The organism is Streptomyces sp. NPDC025833, assembly GCF_055558055.1.
The window spans coordinates 142,686-158,070 of the sequence record NZ_JBVHNF010000007.1 but is presented as its reverse complement, the minus strand read 5'-3'; the positions used below and the strand labels follow the sequence as shown (position 1 = coordinate 158,070).

At 74.0% G+C, this 15,385-nt stretch carries 15 protein-coding genes and 1 tRNA gene; 5 read left to right on the top strand and 11 right to left on the bottom strand.

Features of this window, described 5'->3' with window-relative positions; translation table 11 throughout:
* Window positions 1-152: 152 nt before the first annotated feature.
* The 4 genes from ACZ4K2_RS14115 to ACZ4K2_RS14100 form a co-directional block, all read right to left on the bottom strand.
* The gene (locus tag ACZ4K2_RS14115) at window positions 153-365 is read right to left on the bottom strand and encodes a hypothetical protein (RefSeq protein WP_467476899.1); all 213 of its coding nucleotides are present in this window, start codon (window positions 363-365) and stop codon (window positions 153-155) included.
* A 132-nt stretch (window positions 366-497) separates the two neighbouring features.
* On the bottom strand, window positions 498-722 hold the full coding sequence (locus ACZ4K2_RS14110; RefSeq protein ID WP_344347781.1) for a hypothetical protein: 225 nt from the start codon (window positions 720-722) through the stop codon (window positions 498-500).
* 44 nt (window positions 723-766) lie between these two features.
* On the bottom strand, window positions 767-1,018 hold the full coding sequence (locus ACZ4K2_RS14105) for a hypothetical protein (protein ID WP_467476896.1): 252 nt from the start codon (window positions 1,016-1,018) through the stop codon (window positions 767-769).
* Window positions 1,019-1,298: 280 nt separating this feature from the next.
* The gene (locus ACZ4K2_RS14100) at window positions 1,299-2,234 is read right to left on the bottom strand and encodes a LysR family transcriptional regulator (protein ID WP_467476895.1); all 936 of its coding nucleotides are present in this window, start codon (window positions 2,232-2,234) and stop codon (window positions 1,299-1,301) included.
* Window positions 2,235-2,404: 170 nt separating this feature from the next.
* On the opposite strand from ACZ4K2_RS14100, the gene ACZ4K2_RS14095 reads away from it, so the two are divergent.
* The 3 genes from ACZ4K2_RS14095 (at window position 2,405) to ACZ4K2_RS14085 (ending at window position 6,476) form a co-directional block, all read left to right on the top strand.
* Window positions 2,405-3,715 carry an MFS transporter gene (locus ACZ4K2_RS14095; RefSeq protein ID WP_467476894.1) on the top strand — a complete coding sequence of 437 codons (1,311 nt, stop codon included), beginning with the start codon at window positions 2,405-2,407 and terminating at the stop codon, window positions 3,713-3,715.
* Between the two features lie 182 nt (window positions 3,716-3,897).
* A complete protein-coding gene (locus ACZ4K2_RS14090) occupies window positions 3,898-4,458 on the top strand; it encodes an ATP-binding protein (protein WP_467476893.1) in 561 nt (186 codons plus the stop codon).
* On the top strand, window positions 4,413-6,476 hold the full coding sequence (locus ACZ4K2_RS14085) for a SpoIIE family protein phosphatase (protein ID WP_467476891.1): 2,064 nt from the start codon (window positions 4,413-4,415) through the stop codon (window positions 6,474-6,476). Before ACZ4K2_RS14090 ends, ACZ4K2_RS14085 begins: the two co-directional genes overlap by 46 nt.
* 116 nt (window positions 6,477-6,592) lie before the next feature.
* On the opposite strand, the gene ACZ4K2_RS14080 is transcribed toward ACZ4K2_RS14085, so the two are convergent.
* Complete coding sequence (locus ACZ4K2_RS14080; protein WP_467476889.1) at window positions 6,593-7,858, bottom strand: glycoside hydrolase family 3 N-terminal domain-containing protein; 1,266 nt, start codon at window positions 7,856-7,858, stop codon at window positions 6,593-6,595.
* 387 nt (window positions 7,859-8,245) lie between these two features.
* A tRNA-Tyr gene (locus ACZ4K2_RS14075) sits at window positions 8,246-8,327 on the bottom strand.
* 233 nt (window positions 8,328-8,560) lie between these two features.
* On the opposite strand from ACZ4K2_RS14075, the gene ACZ4K2_RS14070 reads away from it, so the two are divergent.
* Window positions 8,561-9,049, top strand: a complete 489-nt coding sequence (locus ACZ4K2_RS14070) for a YajQ family cyclic di-GMP-binding protein (protein ID WP_467476887.1) — start codon at window positions 8,561-8,563, stop codon at window positions 9,047-9,049.
* Between the two features lie 104 nt (window positions 9,050-9,153).
* Here the strand turns inward: ACZ4K2_RS14070 and ACZ4K2_RS14065 are convergent, their stop codons facing one another.
* Window positions 9,154-9,420 (bottom strand): GlsB/YeaQ/YmgE family stress response membrane protein, encoded by a 267-nt coding sequence (locus tag ACZ4K2_RS14065; RefSeq protein WP_467476885.1) that lies wholly within the window; start codon window positions 9,418-9,420, stop codon window positions 9,154-9,156.
* A gap of 156 nt (window positions 9,421-9,576) precedes the next feature.
* On the opposite strand from ACZ4K2_RS14065, the gene ACZ4K2_RS14060 reads away from it, so the two are divergent.
* Entirely contained in the window at window positions 9,577-10,830 is a 1,254-nt protein-coding gene (locus ACZ4K2_RS14060) for an APC family permease (protein ID WP_467476883.1), read from the top strand.
* Window positions 10,831-10,856: 26 nt separating this feature from the next.
* On the opposite strand, the gene ACZ4K2_RS14055 is transcribed toward ACZ4K2_RS14060, so the two are convergent.
* The 4 genes from ACZ4K2_RS14055 to ACZ4K2_RS14040 form a co-directional block, all read right to left on the bottom strand.
* A complete protein-coding gene (locus ACZ4K2_RS14055; RefSeq protein WP_467476880.1) occupies window positions 10,857-11,249 on the bottom strand; it encodes a YccF domain-containing protein in 393 nt (130 codons plus the stop codon).
* The gene (htpX, locus tag ACZ4K2_RS14050; protein WP_467476878.1) at window positions 11,246-12,106 is read right to left on the bottom strand and encodes a zinc metalloprotease HtpX; all 861 of its coding nucleotides are present in this window, start codon (window positions 12,104-12,106) and stop codon (window positions 11,246-11,248) included. The genes ACZ4K2_RS14055 and htpX overlap by 4 nt, the downstream gene beginning before the upstream one ends.
* Before the next feature lie 189 nt (window positions 12,107-12,295).
* Complete coding sequence (locus ACZ4K2_RS14045; RefSeq protein WP_467476876.1) at window positions 12,296-13,813, bottom strand: NADH-quinone oxidoreductase subunit N; 1,518 nt, start codon at window positions 13,811-13,813, stop codon at window positions 12,296-12,298.
* On the bottom strand, window positions 13,810-15,384 hold the full coding sequence (locus tag ACZ4K2_RS14040; RefSeq protein ID WP_467476873.1) for a complex I subunit 4 family protein: 1,575 nt from the start codon (window positions 15,382-15,384) through the stop codon (window positions 13,810-13,812). The genes ACZ4K2_RS14045 and ACZ4K2_RS14040 overlap by 4 nt, the downstream gene beginning before the upstream one ends.
* Window position 15,385: the final 1 nt, after the last annotated feature.

Sequence of the window (15,385 nt, the reverse complement as noted above, 5' to 3'; positions counted from 1 at the left end):
CTCCGGTCCCCGGCCGGTCACCCGTGCGGTCCGGTCCCTCGGCCGCCAGCCGGGCGCGGGCGCGGCGCGCACGGCCGCCAGCCGGGCGCGGGCGCGGCGCGCACGGCCGCCAACCGGGCGCGGCACGCACGGCGGCGACGGCACGTCAGGGTTCAGAACAGCGGGAGCTGTCCCGGGAAGTCCGGTACGACATAGCCGTCCAGGGCCGGCTGGGCCGCGCCGAGCTGCGCCTGCCGCCGGGACCCCGCGCAGGAGACGAGGTCCCCGTTCCCGCGTGTCCCGGGCGGGTCGTGGCGGGCGAAGCGGCCCGCCACGACGGCGATCTCGCGACGGCACACGGGGCAGGTTCTGCGACGGGAGGACATCCCGCCAGTGTGCCCCCAACGGGCCGTCCGCGTGCCGCCACCCGTGGCGGGAGGCCCGGCGGACCGGCGGGGAAATCGGGTGCGGACGGAGGCCCGGAGGGCGGGCGGGGGCTCCGAGGGGGACGGTGCCGGTCAGGTGCGGGTCTCCGCCTCCCACCGGTCGGGGCCGACCCCGCGCCAGTCGATCAGGGGTGAGTCGGCCACCTCTTCGGGTTCGATGTCCAGCCCCGCCCGGCGCAGGAACTCCACCAGGTCCCGCACGTTGTGCGCGAGGCCGAGGATCTCGCCGTCGACCCGTACCCGGCGCCCGCCGGTCGGGGACGGCAGGTGCACGATGATGGGTCGTTTCCCGGCCATGGCTCCAGCATCGTCCGGACCGCCCCGGGCCGCACCCGGGCCGGTCATCCGCGCACTCCTGACGAGGTATCCGGCCTGCGCAGCGGGTACGCGGGGACGCCTTCCCCGGTGAGCGCCCGTCGTACCGCCTGCTTCCGGCCGGCGCCCGGCGGCCGCCCGGCGGTGGCGCCGGTACGGCCGCCGTCGTGGGCGTACACCGCACTCCGGCCGTGCAGGCTTCGCTCGACGGCCCGTGTCGGGCCGGTGCGCCGGGCGGCGGGGCGGCGGTGCCGTGCCGGCGAACGGTTCTCGTTCATACGTTCGATTCTAGGGGCGTCGGCGAGCGACGGGAGCGGCGGGGGCCGGTGACTTACCGCCAGGGCACGGCATGCCGGTGAGGTGAGGGGTCGGTGGGGGCTCGGCCGACCGCTCCACGCGTCCGCGGCAGCCATGGCCCCGGCGCCTCCGGGGCCGGGGGTTCGGGGGGGGCGGGCGTCTCGCGGGGCAAGTGTCTCGGGGGCCGGGCACCTCGCCCCGCCGGAGCCGCCTTCCGGGCGCTCACGCTGCCGCACGCGCGCGTACAGCCGCGTTCAGCGTTCAGCTCGGCAGCACCCAGTGCGGTCTCCACGTGCCGGCGGCGTCGTGGCCGGCCGCCGTGGCCGCGAGGTGGGCGCGCAGGGTGGCGAGGGCGGGGTGGGGGTTGTCGCGGTGCCAGATGAGCGAGTGCGGGTAGACGGGCACCGGGTCGGTCACCGGGATGCGGCGCAGACCGTGGCCGGTGGGCCAGACGAGACGGGTGTGGCCGCCCATGAAGGTGGCCAGTGCCGGGGTGTCGGCGACGGTGTCCAGGAGCGCGTCGGAGCCGAAGTTGGGCCCGGTCGCCTCGATGGTGAGCGGGAACTCGGCCGCGAGGTCGTCGTAGTAGGCGGCCCATTCGGTGCCGGGGACGATGCCGGGCATCCAGATCCGGTGCCCGGCGAGCTGGGCGACGGTGACCGACCGGGCGCCCGCCAGCGCGTGGCCGGGCCCGGTGAGGAGCTGGAGCGGCTCGTCGAGCACCCGGACGGACTCGATGTCCTCGGGAAGGGGCCGGCCGGGTGCGGCGACGGCCCGGAAGGACGCGTCGATCGTGCCGGACCGGATGGCGGTGACGGCCGTCTCGATGCCGAACAGCATCACCACGTCGAGGTCGACGTCCGGATGTGCGCGGTGGAAGTCGCGCATCAGGCCCGAGGCCGCACCGCGCGAGGCGATCACGTCGACCCGCAGCGGACGGCGGTCGGGGCGCACGGACGCGACCGCGCGCTCGGCGACGCGCAGCAGTTCGCGCGCGTGGGGCAGGAACGCCTGCCCGTCGATGGTCGGCTCGGCGCCGCGCGGGGAGCGGGTGAACAGCCGCACCCCGAGGTTGCGTTCGAGCGCGGCGATGCGCTTGGAGACGGCCTGCTGGGTGACCGCCAGCTCGGCGGCGGCCTCCTGGAACCGGCCCGTGTCGGCGACGGCGACGAAGGTCCGGACGGCTTCTAGGTCCACGACCGACACCCTACGGATACAACCACCGGTTGTGTCCGGCGCCTACGCGGTTGTTTGATCCGCGCCCGCGGTGCTCGCTTTGATGCTTCCCCGTCGGGATCGGTTCGCCGGTCGGGACCGGGCCGTCGGGCCGGGTTCCGCCGTACGGGTGAGTGGTGGGGGGCGTCGGCATGGGGAACGTGCACCGTCAGGGGCAGCCGCCCGGGCGTCTGCGGGCGGCTCCGCGGGGACGTCCGCGCGGGCACCGGCTGGGGCGGCCGTTCGGGTGGCTCTGGGCGGCGTACGGGACCAGCGCGCTCGGTACGTGGCTCGCCTTCGGCGCGTTCCCGCTGATCGCCGTGGAGGTGCTGCACGCCGGGCCGGCCGAGGTCGCCGCCCTCGCCTCCGCGGGGGCCGCGGTGGGAGCGGCCGTGGCGGTGCCGCTCGGCCCGTGGATGGAGTTCCGCCGCAAGCGGCCCGTGCTGATCACGATGGACCTGGTGCGGTGCGCGGCGCTGCTGACGGTCCCCGCCGCGTTCGCGCTCGGTGTGCTCACCTTCCTCCAGCTCCTGCTGGTCTCGGTCGTCGTGGCGGCGGCCGACATCGCCTTCCGCGCGGCCTCCGGGGCGTACCTGAAGACCCTGTTGCCGGCCGAGGACCTGCTCGTCGCCAACGCCCGCTTCGAGTCCACGACCTGGACGACCACGATAGCCGGGCCGCCGCTGGGCGGCGCGGCGATCGGGCTCCTCGGCCCGGTGGCGACGGTGGTGGCCGACGCGCTCAGCTACCTGCTCTCGGCGCTGGGCATCCGCGCCGCGGGCGGGCACGAGCCGCCACCCGAGCCCCGGGAGGTCACGCACCTGCGGGCCCGGGACCTGCTCGACGGCTGGCGGTTCATCCTCGCCGACGCGGCACTGCGCCCGCTGCTCCTCAACACCGCCCTGTTCAACGGCCTGGTGATGGCCACCCAGCCGTTGCTGGCCGTCCTGATGCTCGGCCGGCTCGGGTTCCCGCCGTGGCAGTACGGTCTCGCCTTCGCCGCGCCCGCGGTCGGCGGACTGCTCGGTTCGCGGCTGGCCCGGCCGCTCGTCACCCGGTTCGGGCAGCACCGGGTCCTGGTCGCGTCCGGGGCGCTGCGCGTGCTCTGGCCCGCCGGACTGGCGTTCGTCGGGCCGGGCACCGGCGGACTGCTGCTGGTGATCGGGGTCGAGCTGGGACTCATCTTCTGCTGCGGGGTCTTCAACCCCGTCCACGCCACCTACCGCCTGGAGCGCACCGCGGCCGGCCGGGCCGCCCGTACGCTGTCCGCCTGGGCGGTGACGACCAAGGCCGCGACCGCGCTCCTGACGGCCCTCTGGGGCGTGCTGGGCGGCCTGCTCGGCCCGCGCACGGCCATCGGCCTGGCCGGGGTCCTCCTGCTGGGGACCGCGCTGCTGCTCCCCCGCCGCCCGGCGGCGCCCCCCGCCGAACCGGCGCCGGCGCCGGCCCCGCACCACGTCTGACGGCCGCGCCGGCCTTCCCGGACCGCGCACGGCGACCCGCCCGCCGCTCCGCACGCACGAGCCCCGTGTGCGCGGGAGACGGGGGATCGGACAAGACGCTCCTCGCCCCTTTTTGCGGGGATTTTTCTGGGCACCTAGCCGGTATGGGCAGCCCCAGTCCACCGGGAGCGCCGTCACGACTCATGACTCCGACGGCGGAGAGCGTCGTCGTGGCCCGCCGGTTCGTACGGTCGGTGCTGGCCGGCCTCGGGCCCGAGGTGCTGGACACCGCCGAGCTGCTGACCGGCGAACTGGTCACCAACGCGGTGATCCACGCGCGCACGGAGATCGAGGTGCGGGCCTGGGCCGTCGAGGGCCGGGCGCACGTACGGGTCAGCGACCGGCGCCCGGACCAGGGGATCGTGCCGCACGACCGGCACCCGTACGCCTGCACCGGAAGGGGCCTCGGCCTGGTCGAGGAACTGTCCACCGGTCATGGTGTGCACAGCGACGAGGGCCGCAAGACGGTGTGGTTCGAGCTGTGGCCCGGGGCCCCGGCGCCGCCGACGTCCGTGTGGGAGACCGTGGCGCCGCCCGGCCCCACCGAGACCGTGACGCTGAACGACGTGCCGTACGCCCTCTACTGGGCGGCGCAGCAGCAGTGGGAGGGGCTGCTGCGCGAGCTGTTCCTCGCCCGGACGCCGCCCGCCGTACCGGCGTGCCGCGGAAGGACCTCCTCGTCGCCCAGGACACGAGCAACATGATCTGCGCGTCGATGACGGCGGCGGTGGAGCAGGAGACGCCGGACAGCTCGACGCTCTCCGTGCTGGTGGCGTTCGCGACGGACGCCGGGCCACGCGTCGCGGCCCTGCGCCGGGTCCTGGAGGAGGCCGACGCGGCGGCACAGCAGGGCTGTCTGCTCTGCCTGCCGGCGCTGCCGCAGATCCGTGCCTTCCGCCGCTGGCTGCTCGACCAGATCTCCGGCCAGCTGGCCGGAGAGCGGCCCACCGCGTGGACGCAGGCCCCCGGCGCGCCGGGCACCGTGCCGACCAACCTGGCGCCCTGGGACGCGAGCGAGGTGGAGGCCGCCCCCGTACCGACCGTCGCGGCTGACGACGGCAACCGGATCATCGCGGTGAACGGTTCCGCGGCGAGCCTGCTGGGCTGGCAGGCGCACGACCTGATCGGGCAGCGGCTGACCGTGGTGATGCCCGAGCACCTGCGCGCCCGCCACGTGGCGGCGTTCAGCTCACTGCTGCTCACCGGCGAGTCCCGCATCCTGGGCCGCCGGATCCCGGTCCCGGCGCAGCACCGGGACGGCCGGGTGATCCCCGTCCGGCTGACCATCCAGACCCAGGAAGCGGTCGACGGCCGTACCGTGTTCGTCGCGCAGCTCGTCGCGACGACGGCGCCCCCCGCCCCGCCGGACGCCCCGTCCGACCGCGGTCACGCGACACGGCCGGTGCCCGGCCCGGTGCACCTGCCGGTCACCGCCAAGAAGACGAAGACGCTGTTCCGGCGCACGGCGGCGCCCGAGTGGCTGTCCCTGTTCGCCGACGCCGGCCGGGCGCTGACCAGCACCCTCGACACCCACGACCGGCTGCGGCGGGTGTGCCAGGTGCTGACCCGGTCACTGGCCGACTGGTGCGCGGCCGACCTCGTCGACGAGCAGGGGTGGGTGGAGCGGGTCTGCGTCCTGCACCGCGATCCCTGGGTACGGATCGCCGCCGGGCACCTCGGCCGGCTCCCCCCGGTGTCCGACACCACCCAGGACTCGCTGCCCAGGGTGCTGCGCGGCGCCGGGCCGCTGCTGGTCACCGACGTCCCCCCGCCCGGCCGGGCCCGCAGCCCGCTGGACGCCCGGCAGCTCGAACTGGTGGCGCAGCTCAGGGCGGACAGCGCCGTCATCGCCCCGCTGCGGACCCAGCGCGAGGTCTTCGGCGCCCTGACCATGGTCCGCGTCCAGGACGAGAACCCGTTCACCAAGGAGGACATCCCGCTGATCGCCGAGCTGACCCGCAGCATCGCCCTCGCCGTCGACAACGCCCGCCTGCACCAGCACACCCGCTCCAACGCCGAGCAGCTCCAGCGCGCCCTGCTGCCCGGGCTGCCCGATGCCGAGCACCTGGAGCTGGCCGCCCGGTACGTCCCGTCCAGCACCACCGCCGAGATCGGCGGGGACTGGTACGACGCGTTCGTCCTGCCCGGCGGCGACACCGTGCTGGTCGTCGGGGACGTGACGGGCCACGATCTGCAGGCCGCCGTCGCGATGAGCACCCTGCGCAACATGCTGCGCGGCATCGCCGTAGACCGTCCGGAGCCGCCCGGCGACGTCCTGCGCCGCCTGGACCTGGCGAGCCACGCCCTGTCCCCGCAGTCCACCGCCACCTGCGTCTACGGCCTGGTCAAGGGCGCCGGCGGCAGCGGCGGCCTGCACCACTCCTCCGCCGGCCACCTGCCGCCGCTGCTGACCACCCGGGACGGCGGCACCCGGTACCTGAACGGCGGCAGGGGCATGCTGATCGGCATGGACCCGTACGTGCCCCGCGTCTCCGCCCACGACCCGCTGCCGCCCCGGTCCACCCTGCTGCTCTTCACCGACGGGCTCATCGAGCGCCGCGGCGAGTCGCTCGACGACGCCATGGCCCGGCTCAGCCGGCAGACCGCCGCCCAGGCGCGGGCCCCCCTCGACGTCTTCTGCGACGATCTCATCCTCAAGTTCGGTACCGAGGCCACCGACGACATCGCCCTGCTCGCCGTACGCCCCGACCCGCCCGCCTGATTCCCGGCCCGCCCGTCTGCCCCCCGGCCCGAGGGCGGGCCAGGGGCCGGGCCCCTCGCGCGCTCAGGCGCCCGGGGCGCCCCGGTTGCCCGGGGCGCCCAAGGCGCCGGGAGCGTTCAGGAGCAGAGGTTCACGTGCCGGACCGCCAGGACGTGCGCCGCCGCGTCGACGAGGCGCCCGCGGGAGAGGCGCCCGCCGGCCACCGCGTCGGTGATCGCCGTCGCGATCGAGGACGTCCGGGCGCCGACGTCGCCCCCCAGGTCGAACATGACCATGTCGGCCCCGGAGCGCAGGGCCTGCACGGCGGCGGAGGGGACGGTGAAACCGGCGGCCGAGATCGCCTTGGCGCTGAGCGAGTCGGTGACCACCAGCCCCTTGAAGCCCAGCCTGCCGCGCAGCTCGGTGGTGATGGCGGTGGGCGACAGGCTCGCCGGGTTGGTGCCGAGGCCCGGTATGACGTTGTTGGAGACCATGATGGCCGGTGCGCCGGCCTTGATGGCCGCGGCGAACGGCGGGAGGGCCACCCTCTTCAGCGTGGACCAGGGCAGGGTGCGGGCGGGGCCGAAGTCGGAGTTGTACGTGGAGCCGCCGAGCCCCGGGAAGTGCTTGACGACGGGTATCACGCCGCCGGCGCGCAGCCCGTTCATGTACGCGACGCCGTCCTTGGAGACCACCGAGGTGCTGCCGCTGAAGGACCGCCATCCGTCGGGGTTCGTCCGGCCGGGGGCCACGTTCCTGCCGTCGACGTCGACCACCGGCGCGAGGTCCATGTTGACCTGGGCGGCAGCCATCTTGCGGGCGACCTTGGCGACGTTCTGCTGGATCTGGGCCGGGGTCCAGTGCGAGCCCATGTACGCGGCCCAGGGCAGGGAGCCGACGAGGTTCGCCATGCGCTGGATGCCGCCGCCCTCCTGGTCGGTCATCACCAGCAGACCGAGACGGCCCGGCACGTGTGACTTCAGGGCGGTCAGCCGGGCACCCAGGTCGGCCGGCGCCTTGCTGCCGAACAGCAGCACTCCGCCCGCACCGGCGCTCACCGGGGCGGTGGCATCGGAGACCGAGGTCTCCGAGACCGGGACGGCGATGGTCAGCATGGCCAGCCGGCGGTTCGACCACCCGGCCAGCTTGGTGCTGTTGCTGCACGCGGCGGCGGCCTGGTCCGGGGTGAAGGAGGCGAGGGGCCGGGAGGGCGCGGTGGGGGCGGTGGGGGCCGCGCCGGTGCCACCGGGGTCCGAGGACGCCCTGGGGGCGCCCGCACCGCAGCCCGCCAGGAGCACCGCCGCCACGGCGGCCGCGCCCACTCGCACTGCGTTCCCTGCCCGGCCGGGCAGCCGGGGCGGCGCCGGCACGCTCCTGCGGTCACGGTACGACGGGAGTTCCATCACCTGGCCTCCTTCTGGATGTCGCGACGGTACCCGTCGCGCTGAGGTCGACAGGGGTCCGGGACGGACCCCGCGCAACGTGGGATGCGTTTCGGCCCGCGTTTGTTCGGAGCCCCGCGGTCGGCGTCACCCCCGGTTCCTGGCCTCCCCGCGCCGGCCGGAAACCCGGTGACACGGAACCAGCGGGTGCGGGGGCGTCCCACGCCGGGTTCCAATATGACGAAGGATCCGCCGTTCGGCATCGCCGCCGGGCCAACCCACGGCACGCCGCCACCGTCCGCGGCGGGGCCGGCCCCTCCCTCGCCTCCACGCCGGGACAGCCCCCACCGAAACGAAGAAACCCCCTCCGTCCCACTTTTCAGCAGGTCGGAGAGGGTTTCCCCAATGTGGCGGCGCCAGGATTCGAACCTGGGAAGGCTGAGCCGGCAGATTTACAGTCTGCTCCCTTTGGCCGCTCGGGCACACCGCCGGGGTTTGCTGCCATCGAACCCGCTTGCGGCGGTGTTCCCCGGCAACGACGTAAACAATACCCGATACACAGGGGTGCTCCGCCACCCGGTTGATCTCCGCTGCCAGGGTCGGGAGGTGGCTAGGCTGGTGCGGATGCGGCCCGGTGATCCACCGGGTCCGGCGGTCGCCGCCGCGCACGCCGGCACGCAGCTGATTCGCACCCGATGCACCCGATACAAGGAGCCACAGGACATGGCCGACTCCAGTTTCGACATCGTCTCGAAGGTCGAGCGGCAGGAGGTCGACAACGCCCTCAACCAGGCCGCCAAGGAGATCTCGCAGCGCTACGACTTCAAGGGCGTGGGGGCCTCGATCTCCTGGTCCGGTGAGAAGATCCTCATGGAGGCCAACTCCGAGGAGCGGGTGAACGCTGTCCTCGACGTCTTCCAGTCGAAGCTCATCAAGCGCGGCATCTCGCTGAAGGCGCTGGACGCCGGTGAGCCGCAGCTCTCCGGCAAGGAGTACAAGATCTTCGCCTCGATCGAGGAGGGCATCTCCCAGGAGAACGCCAAGAAGGTCGCCAAGACCATTCGCGACGAGGGTCCCAAGGGCGTGAAGGCCCAGGTCCAGGGGGACGAGCTGCGGGTCAGCTCCAAGAGCCGCGACGACCTCCAGGCCGTGATCGCCCTCCTGAAGGGCAAGGACTTCGACTTCGCGCTGCAGTTCGTGAACTACCGGTAGGACGCGGGGAAGCCGGTCCGGCTCGGAGAACGACGAAGGGTGGGCGCCCCGGGGCGCCCACCCTTCCGCGTCCGCGCCGCGCGGCCCGCGTCGCCGGACCGCGTTCAGTCGCGTGAGTTGCCGAACAGGATCCGGTAGACGATCAGCAGCACCAGGGAGCCGCCGACGGCCGCCGCCCAGGTCGCGCCGTCGTAGAAGTCCTTGGTGACCGGGTGGTCCAGCCAGCGGGCCGAGATCCAGCCTCCGATGAACGCGCCCGCGACGCCGATGAGGGTCGTGCCGACGAAGCCGCCGGGGTCGCGTCCCGGCAGCAGGACCTTGGCGATGGCTCCGGCCAGCAGCCCCAGGATGATCCAACCGATGATGCTCATGCCGTGAACCCGCCCTTCCGCGCTGCTCCGCGCACGGGCCGGGACCTGGTCCTCCGGTGCGGGCCCGCCGTCCGCCGCGCGTGTGTTCGTGCCGTGTCGATGAAGAGGACGCCGGAGTGGTACCCGCCGGTTGCCGGGCTCAGTAGGGTGCGGCGCATGACACGCAGTGATCCCGGTCTGCGGCGCGGCCTGGGGGTGGGGGACGCCGTGGTCGTCGGGCTCGGCTCGATGATCGGCGCCGGGATCTTCTCCGCCCTGGCGCCCGCCGCCCGCGCGGCCGGTTCCGCGCTGTCGGCCGCCCTGGCCGTCGCGGCCGTGGTGGCGTACTGCAACGCCATGTCCTCGGCCCGGCTCGCGGCCCGCCACCCCGCCTCCGGCGGGACGTACGTGTACGGCAGGGAGCGGCTGGGCCCGTTCTGGGGCCATCTCGCCGGCTGGGCGTTCGTCGTCGGCAAGACGGCCTCCTGCGCGGCCATGGCGCTCACCGTGGGCACGTACGTGTGGCCGGGGCAGGCGCATGCGGTGGCGGTCGCCGCCGTGGTGGCGCTGACCGCCGTGAACTACGGCGGCATCCACAAGTCGGCGTGGCTGACGCGCGTGCTCGTGGCCGTCGTCCTGGCCGTCCTCGCCGCCGTGGTCGTGGTGTGCCTGGCCTCCCCGCGGGCCGGGGCGGGACGGCTGGACGCGGGTCTGCCGTCGGGGGCGGGCGGGGTGCTCCAGGCGGCCGGCCTGCTGTTCTTCGCATTCGCCGGGTACGCGCGGATCGCCACACTCGGGGAGGAGGTGCGCGATCCGGCGCGCACGATCCCGCGGGCGGTGCCGCTGGCCCTGGGGATCGTCCTGGTGGTGTACGTGTGCGTGGCCGTCGCGGTGCTCGCCGTCCTGGGGCCGGTCCGGCTCGGGCAGGCGGCGGCGCCGCTCGCCGAGGCCGTACGGGCGGCCGGGGCGCCGGGGCTCGTGCCCGTGGTGCGGGCCGGTGCGGCGGTGGCCGCGCTGGGTTCGCTGCTCGCGCTGATCCTCGGGGTGTCCCGGACGGTCCTCGCCATGGCCCGGGACGGGCACCTGCCGGGCGCGCTGGCGGCCGTGCACCCGCGGTTCCGGGTGCCGCACCGGGCGGAGGCGGCCGTGGGCGCGGTGGTCGCCGTGCTGGCGGCGACGGTGGACGTGCGCGGCGCGATCGGCTTCTCGTCCTTCGGCGTGCTGGTCTACTACGCCGTGGCCAACGCCTCGGCCTGGACGCTGAGCGCGGCCCCGCGGTCCCGGGTGGTGCCGGTGGCGGGCCTGCTGGGCTGCGCCACCCTGGCGTGCGCGCTGCCCGTGGCCTCGGTGGCCGCGGGCGCGGGCGTGCTGGCCGCGGGCGCGGTGTCCTACGGCGTACGGCGGTGGTGGGCGGGCCGGCGCGCGGTGTGACGCCCCGCCGCGTGCGTGCCGGGTGCTCAGCGGGCCGCGAACGGCTGGTCGGTGGGGACGATCTCGCGGCCGAGCGGCAGCAGGGAGACCGGGATCAGCTTGAAGTTGGCGATGCCGAACGGGATGCCGATGATCGTGACGCACAGGGCGATGCCGGTGGCGATGTGGGCGAGTGCCAGCCACCAGCCGGCCAGGACCAGCCACAGGACGTTGCCGACACAGGAGGGGGCGCCCGCGTCGCGCCGTTCGACCGTGGTGTACCCGAACGGCCAGAGGGCGAAGACGCCGATACGGAAGGCGGCGACGCCGAACGGGATGCCGATGATCGTGACGCACAGCAGGACGCCGGCGAGGAGGTAGGCGAGGAACAGCCAGAAGCCGCTCAGGACGAGCCAGATGAGGTTCAGGATGGTTTTCACCGGCGACCTGCCATCTTCTCGAGACGGGCGATGCGCTCCGCCATCGGCGGGTGCGTGGAGAACATCTTGGACAGCCCCTGGCCGGGGCGGAAGGGGTTGGCGATCATCATGTGGCTCGCCGTCTCGATCCGGGGCTCGGGCGGCAGGGGAAGCTGTCGGGTGCCCGCTTCGAGCTTGCGCAGGGCTCCGGCGAGGGCGAGGGGGTCGCCGGTGAGGTGGGCACCGGAGGCGTCCGCCTCGTACTCCCGGGAGCGGCTGATGGCCAGTTGGATCAGGCTGGCGGCGAGCGGGCCCAGGATCATGACGAGCAGCATGCCGATCAGGCCGGGGCCCTCGTCGTCGTCCGAGCGGCCCACCGGGATCAGCCACGCGAAGTTCACCAGGAACATGATCACCGAGGCGAGGGCGCCGGCGACCGAGGAGATGAGGATGTCCCGGTTGTAGACGTGGCTCAGCTCGTGGCCGATGACGCCGCGCAGCTCGCGCTCGTCGAGCAGGCGCAGGATGCCCTCGGTGCAGCACACGGCCGCGTTGCGCGGGTTGCGGCCGGTGGCGAAGGCGTTCGGGGCCTCGGTCGGCGAGATGTAGAGGCGGGGCATGGGCTGGCGGGCCTGGGTGGACAGCTCCCGCACCATCCGGTACAGCGCGGGGGCCTCGAACTCGCTGACCGGGCGGGCACGCATGGCGCGGAGCGCCAGTTTGTCGCTGTTCCAGTAGGCGTACGCGTTCGTGCCGAGTGCCACCAGGACGGCGACGACCAGTCCGGTACGGCCGAAGAAGCCGCCGATGACGATGATGAGTGCGGACAGCCCCCCGAGGAGTACTGCGGTCCTGAGCCCGTTGTGCCGGCGGTGCACGGTGCGCCCTCCAAGTCGTGCAGCTGGGGAACACTCTGGTCCAGTGGACCCTCCCGCTGGTGACAACGCCGGGCGGCGGCCACGAGTTCCCCGGTGCGTGCGTCGGCGCGCGCCGGCCGCGTGGGTGACGTGCTGGTCCGGCGTCCGCGCGCGTGACGGCACGGGTGCCCCACGCGCGCGTGGCGACGCCTAGAACAGCCCGGTGGCCGCGAACCGCAGGACCAGCTGGGGCGCTCCGGAGAGGGCGACGCCGACGACTCCGGTGAGGGCCAGCGCGGCCGTGAGGGGCGCCGGGACGTGGTGCCGGACGGGCTCGCCCTCGGGGGCCCGGAACAGCAGGGCCGCCCACTGGAGGTAGTAGAAGAGCGCGATCACGACGTTGACGGCCATGACGACGGCGAGCCAGCCGAGGCCCGCGTCGACGGCCGCGGAGAACACGGTGACCTTGGCGAACAGGCCGATGACGCCCGGCGGCAGCCCGGCCAGGCAGAGCAGGAAGAAGGCCAGCAGGAGCGCGCCGGCCGGGTTGGTGGCGTACAGGCCCCGGTAGTCGCTGATCCGGTTCAGTGGCCGGCCGCGGCCCACCAGGGCGGCGACCGCGAAGGCGCCGAGGTTCACGGCGGCGTACATCAGGGCGTACGCCACCGTGGAGCCGATCGCCTTCTCGGCGTCCCGGGTGTACCCGGCGGCGGCGATCGGCACCAGCAGGTAGCCGGCCTGGCCGACGGAGGACCAGGCGAGCAGCCGTACCGCGCTGTACGCGCGCGTGGCCCGCTGGCGCAGGGCGGCGGCGTTGCCGACGGTCATGGTGAGGGCGGCCAGGGCGGCGAGCGCGGGCCCCCAGACGTCGGCGTACGAGGGGAACGCGACGACGGTGACGAGGATCAGGCCGGAGAAGCCGACGGCCTTGCCGACGACGGACAGGTAGGCGGCGACGGGCAGGGGCGCGCCCACGTAGGTGTCGGGCACCCAGAAGTGGAAGGGCACGGCGGCCGTCTTGAAGGCGAAGCCGACGAGGGTGAGGACGACACCCGCCTGGGCCAGGGTGTGCAGCTGCCCGTCGACGTGCGGCAGGCGCTGGGCGACCTGGGTGAGGTAGAGGGTGCCGGTGGTGGCGTAGACGAAGCTGACGCCCATCAGGCTGACCGCGGTGGCGGTGACCGACGACAGGAAGAACTTCAGCGCGGCCTCGGAGGAGCGCCGGTCGCCGTGGCGGATGCCGACGAGGGCGAAGGCGGGCAGGGAGGCGACCTCCAGGGCGACGATCAGGGTGGCCAGGTCGCGGGAGGCGGGCAGCAGGGCGGCGCCGGCCGCGGAGGACAGCAGCAGGAACCAGAACTCGCCCGCGGGTACGCGCCGCCGGTCGTCGTCCAGGTTCGTCACCGACAGCAGGGCCGCGAGCAGGGCGCCGCCGAGGACCAGGAACTGGATGACCAGGGTGAAGCGGTCGGCGGTGTAGCTGCACGCGCGCGTGGGGCCGGTCAGGCAGAAGGTGCTGCGGTCGCCGTCCAGCAGCGGCAGCAGCGACAGGGCGGCGGCGGCCAGCCCGGCGACCGAGATCCAGCCGAGCACGGCCTTCCTGGCCTCGGGCAGGAAGAGGTCGGCGACGAGGACGGCGAGCGCCACGACCGCGGCGACGGTGGGCGGGGCGATCGCGAGCCAGTCGACGGACTGGACCAGCGACTCGGCAAGCGGCTGGGCGCTCATCGGGTGCCTCCTGCGAGGAGCTGCTGCACGGCCGGGTCGGTCAGGCCGAGCAGGGCCTTCGGCCACAGTCCGGCGAGGACGGTGAGGGCGACGAGCGGGGTCCAGGCGGCGAACTCGTACCCGCGCACGTCGGCGAGGGCCGGGGCCTCCCGCTCGGCGCCGCCCATGCAGACGCGGCGGACCACGATCAGCATGTACGCGGCCGTCAGCAGGGTGCCGAACGCGCCGATCGACATGAAGGTGAGGAAGGCCGGCCGGCTGAGGCCGGCGGCGGGTTCGAACGAGCCGAACAGCGCCAGCATCTCGCCCCAGAACCCGGCGAGTCCGGGCAGGCCGAGCGAGGCGACCGCGGCGAAGGCGAGGAGGCCGCCGAGGCGCGGCGCCCGGCCGTACAGCGCGGCGCCCGTCCGCTCGGCGAGGGTGTCGAGGTCGGTGCTGCCGGTGCGGTCCTTCACCGCGCCGACCAGGAAGAACAGCAGGCCGGTGATGAGGCCGTGGGCGATGTTGGCGAACAGGGCGCCGTTCACGCCGGTCGGGGTCATGGTGGCGATGCCGAGCAGGACGAAGCCCATGTGGCCGACGGAGGAGTAGGCGATGAGGCGCTTGAGGTCACCCTTCGCGCCCCGTTTGGCGAGGGCCAGGCAGGCCAGGGACCCGTAGACGATCCCGACGACGGCGAACGCGGCGAGGTACGGCGCGAAGGTGTGGAAGCCGTGCGGTGCCGCCGGCAGCAGGATGCGCACGAACCCGTACGTGCCCATCTTCAGCAGGACGCCGGCCAGCAGCACCGAGCCGACGGTCGGAGCGGCGGTGTGGGCGTCGGGCAGCCAGCTGTGCAGCGGCCACATCGGCGCCTTCACGGCGAGTCCGATCCCGATCGCCAGAACCGCGATGACCTGCACGGACGCGGTCAGTGACCGGCCGTTGTCAGTGGCGAGTGCCACCATGTCGAACGTGCCCGCCTTGATGCCGATCAGGAGGAGGCCGAGCAGCATGACCACGGAGCCGAGCAGCGTGAAGAGGATGAACTTCCACGCGGCCCGGGTCCGGTCCGCGCCGCCCCAGCGGGCGATGAGGAAGTACATCGGGATGAGCACGGTCTCGAACGCGAGGAAGAACAGCAGCAGGTCGAGGACGGCGAAGGTGGCGAGGGTGCCGGACTCGAGCAGGAGCAGCAGTGCGACGAACGCCTTCGGGGACGGGCCCGCGGGCATCTTGAAGTACGAGTAGAGCGCGCAGAGGAAGGTCAGCAGCGCGGTCAGGACGACGAGGGGGAGGGAGATGCCGTCGATGCCGAGGTGGATCCGCACGTCGAGCGCGGGGATCCAGCTGATGTCGGTCGTGGCCTGCATCCTCGACGGATGGCCGTGGTCGAAGCCGAGCGCGAGGGCGATCGCGGCGGCGAGGATCACGCCGGTGACGGTCACGCCGTGCCGGAGCACGGCCTGCTCGGGTGACTTCCCCTTCAGTCCGGGCGGGGCCGGGAGGAGGGCGGCGACCGCGCCGAGGAGCGGGCCGGCGACGACGAACGCCAGGAGGAACTGCATCACGGACTCGTTGATATCGATCACG

Excerpts from the sequence above, each read along its gene's own strand:
- ACZ4K2_RS14060 (WP_467476883.1), top strand. The coding sequence starts at position 9,577 with ATGACACGCAGTGATCCCGGTCTGCGGCGCGGCCTGGGGGTGGGGGAC.
- ACZ4K2_RS14090 (WP_467476893.1), top strand. The coding sequence starts at position 3,898 with ATGACTCCGACGGCGGAGAGCGTCGTCGTGGCCCGCCGGTTCGTACGG.
- ACZ4K2_RS14070 (WP_467476887.1), top strand. The coding sequence starts at position 8,561 with ATGGCCGACTCCAGTTTCGACATCGTCTCGAAGGTCGAGCGGCAGGAG.
- ACZ4K2_RS14065 (WP_467476885.1), bottom strand. The coding sequence starts at position 9,420 with ATGAGCATCATCGGTTGGATCATCCTGGGGCTGCTGGCCGGAGCCATC.
- ACZ4K2_RS14045 (WP_467476876.1), bottom strand. The coding sequence starts at position 13,813 with ATGAGCGCCCAGCCGCTTGCCGAGTCGCTGGTCCAGTCCGTCGACTGG.
- ACZ4K2_RS14110 (WP_344347781.1), bottom strand. The coding sequence starts at position 722 with ATGGCCGGGAAACGACCCATCATCGTGCACCTGCCGTCCCCGACCGGC.
- ACZ4K2_RS14105 (WP_467476896.1), bottom strand. The coding sequence starts at position 1,018 with ATGAACGAGAACCGTTCGCCGGCACGGCACCGCCGCCCCGCCGCCCGG.
- ACZ4K2_RS14095 (WP_467476894.1), top strand. The coding sequence starts at position 2,405 with ATGGGGAACGTGCACCGTCAGGGGCAGCCGCCCGGGCGTCTGCGGGCG.
- ACZ4K2_RS14115 (WP_467476899.1), bottom strand. The coding sequence starts at position 365 with ATGTCCTCCCGTCGCAGAACCTGCCCCGTGTGCCGTCGCGAGATCGCC.
- ACZ4K2_RS14080 (WP_467476889.1), bottom strand. The coding sequence starts at position 7,858 with ATGGAACTCCCGTCGTACCGTGACCGCAGGAGCGTGCCGGCGCCGCCC.